Source organism: Photorhabdus tasmaniensis (genome assembly GCF_011189505.1).
GTDB lineage: Bacteria > Pseudomonadota > Gammaproteobacteria > Enterobacterales > Enterobacteriaceae > Photorhabdus > Photorhabdus tasmaniensis.
Genome location: NZ_PUJU01000116.1, coordinates 1 through 3,099 on the forward strand (window position 1 = coordinate 1; position 3,099 = coordinate 3,099).

Genomic DNA, 3,099 nt, shown 5'->3' on the forward strand with positions numbered 1-3,099 from the left:
CCCTCTAATGCGACAGGTTTTCCCTGATGCTTTAAATTATCACTGCCTTCCACAATAGGAAAAACCCCTTTGCACTTAGGGCAGTTTACTAAATCACCTTTAGCAGCAATAGGCACGCCTTGATAAATCCAATCATCAATGGCGGTAATAACTTTACCACCATGATCGGTTAGGTCGTTTAAACGGATCACGGCTCTGTTTGTCATATTTATAACTCTGTCATTAATGGTAGTATTTGTAGATCCCGCAAGCAGATTTCAATATCATTGGCTTTATTGATATGTTCTTGATTTTCGATGTCAAAAATATCTTTTGTCGTGATAATCAATGAGCCTTTTTTGTCATTCTTATCAGAAATAGATATTATTTCTTCCGCCATTGGGACTAAAGTTGGATCTATTTCTATTGGCAAGTAGAGCATCCAGCCGGCATAAACTCTATCTGGGAAAACTTGTTTTTGTTTTAGCGAGTAGCCTCTGACATCCATCATGATTATTGGAGAGTAATGGTTGCTAACTAGAGAAGCTACGAAATCAATACACTTAGAATGATTAAGTTTTTCTTTTTCGAAACTAAGATCAATGCTTACATCCGTTTTTCCTAGCCTATTATCATAGTCACGACTTGAATACATGATTCTATTTTTTAACTTTACATCACCTGGAACATCAAATAATGTTTTTATGATAGATTTCAAATCCTCATCATAACTTTCTTTGAATTGATTTATGGCATATTCAGTAATGCCACTTTCATCAAAAACATTGTTTGCTTTTATTTCGTCTAGATCATATCCGGGTAAATGCCATCTACTTGAGCTATTAGATACCTTATTTATTTGTTGCATGATGCAGTATGTGTCACCCAATGCTAATTCTGGTGTTATCTTTTCTTTTAAATCATAAAACATTTCTATTCTAGCGTGTATTATGTTCATCTTTTTAATCCTAATTTTAAAATAAATATCCACATTTAAAGTGTATTAAATGTTTTAATGTTAATAAATTTAGCAAAAGCTTTGGTAAAATATCCGTAAGATACTGGTTGCAGAAAATGCCAATGTGATTTAGGAATATTTTCTAATGAAGCACATACATTATTTTGTCTTTCTGCTTGCCACATCATGCTTTCAAGCCCGGTTTTATCTGTTGGTTTTTTCTTAAATTCAGCATAAAACCATTTGGGTAATCCATCGTCAAAAAACTGATCATACAGAGCCTTAGCCTCAAGAAATAAGCATTGTGCAGGTTTCCAACCATCAAAATTTGTATCCATGCATAACCAAGTCTCAATGATGTTTAATTCAGGGTTGTATATCGTCCCGGCAATTTTTGTTTGATAAGCAATAGTTATTTCAGAATACGATGTGGTTTTTTCCCAAACCATCATCACTTTCCCAATTGCTGGACACTTTTCACACTTGGTTCTGGATGAAGCAATCGTTTTTGTATCCGCTTTTGTTCTATCTTGTTCACCTTCTTTATCTTTGGTGCTTTCCATCACACCAACGGCAACTAATCCTGCTGCACAGGCAGCAAGAGTCCATTCAGCGGCAGCTAAAAGAGCGGGAGCCGCTGGCGCAAGAAGTGGTAATGGCATCTCAATTTCTCCTTTTCAATAAATTATCCATGACCTGTAAATAGTCACGGTACTTTTCTCGGCTCTCCGTTTTACCGGATTAATGTATTAGCTGGGTAAACGGAAAAGACAAGTGCAGCGCATCAGTGTTGCCCTAAATAGGCCAAGTGATTTTTCGTCTAATTGAGCGAGAAAATCTTTTTGGCTGGCAACCAGTTTTGCGCCACATGCCGTGTGCATCCCCTCTAATGCGACAGGTTTTCCCTGATGCTTTAAATTATCACTGCCTTCCACAATAGGAAAAACCCCTTTGCACTTAGGGCAATTTACTAAATCACCTTTAGCAGCAATAGGCACGCCTTGATAAATCCAATCATCAATGGCGGTAATAACTTTACCACCATGATCGGTTAGGTCGTTTAAACGGATCACGGCTCTGTTTGTCATATTTATAACTCTGTCATTAATGGTAGTATTTGTAGATCCCGCAAGCAGATTTCAATATCATTGGCTTTATGGATATGTTCTTGATTTTCGATGTCAAAAATATCTTTTGTCGTGATAATCAATGAGCCTTTTTTGTCATTCTTATCAGAAATAGATATTATTTCTTCTGCCATTGGGACTAAAGTTGGATCTATTTCTATTGGCAAGTAGAGCATCCAGCCGGCACTTAAACGATCTGGGAAAACTTGTTTTCTTTTTATTCTATAATTATCAGTTTCTACCATAATATAAGGTGAGTTATGGCTAAAAACTAGAAAATTAATAAAATCAATCAACTTAAGAAAGTGAAACTCTTTTTCTTTAATGGATATATTAATTTCTATTTTTGTTTGACCTTGTCTTTCAACATGATAATTAAAGTAACTAACTGAACATGCTTGCCCGTCTTCCCCTCCGTCCCAGACGCCTGATATAACCGTAGGATCTTCTTCTGTATAATTTCCTTTAAAGTCGTTTATACATTCGTCAGTTATTCCTCTCTCATCAAAAGCTACCCGAGTTAATGCTTCTTCACGGCTATTTCCTCCTAAGTACCATATTTTAGAGTATCCAAAGAAGATATCTTCCAATTGTTTTACGATTTTATAGGTATCATTAACTGCAATGTCTGGAGTTAATGGCTTTTTCCAATCTGTATATATTCCTATATCTAAAGATAAAATAGTCATTCATTTTTCCTATTAGAAATTATTCGGTTAACAAGGGGTATGAAATGCTTTAATATTGGAGTAAATGGATAATTTTTCTAAATAATAGGCGTAGCTTATAGGTTGCATAAAATGCCAATGAGAATTTGGTATACTGTTTAATGAAGTACACACCCATTGTTGTCTTTTTCCTTGTTTTTGCATTGAGTGGTCTGACGATTTCCACCAAGGTTTGGGTTTACCATTTTTAAAAAACTGGTCATACTTAGCCTTAGCCTCAAGAAATAAGCATTGTGCAGGTTTCCAACCATCAAAATTTGTATCCATGCATAACCAAGTCTCAATGATGCTTAATTCAGGGTTGTAT

The 3,099-nt window shown here is 35.5% G+C and carries 5 protein-coding genes and 1 pseudogene; all 6 read right to left on the minus strand.

Annotated elements, in window-relative coordinates:
• Window positions 1-206: PAAR domain-containing protein (locus C5471_RS22855; RefSeq protein WP_166296502.1), on the minus strand; the 206-nt coding region annotated here is incomplete at its 3' end.
• Between the two features lie 2 nt (window positions 207-208).
• Window positions 209-937, minus strand: coding sequence for an immunity 52 family protein (locus tag C5471_RS22860; RefSeq protein ID WP_133815437.1), 729 nt, complete (start codon window positions 935-937; stop codon window positions 209-211).
• A 35-nt stretch (window positions 938-972) separates the two neighbouring features.
• The gene (locus C5471_RS22865; RefSeq protein WP_133815436.1) at window positions 973-1,599 is read right to left on the minus strand and encodes a restriction endonuclease fold toxin 5 domain-containing protein; all 627 of its coding nucleotides are present in this window, start codon (window positions 1,597-1,599) and stop codon (window positions 973-975) included.
• Between the two features lie 165 nt (window positions 1,600-1,764).
• Window positions 1,765-2,025 (minus strand): annotated as a pseudogene (locus tag C5471_RS22870) (PAAR domain-containing protein); the annotation flags it as partial.
• Between the two features lie 2 nt (window positions 2,026-2,027).
• Window positions 2,028-2,753 carry an immunity 52 family protein gene (locus C5471_RS22875; protein ID WP_133815434.1) on the minus strand — a complete coding sequence of 242 codons (726 nt, stop codon included), beginning with the start codon at window positions 2,751-2,753 and terminating at the stop codon, window positions 2,028-2,030.
• A gap of 27 nt (window positions 2,754-2,780) precedes the next feature.
• Window positions 2,781-3,099 (minus strand): restriction endonuclease fold toxin 5 domain-containing protein (locus C5471_RS22880; protein ID WP_207627448.1); only part of this gene is annotated, 319 nt, incomplete at its 5' end.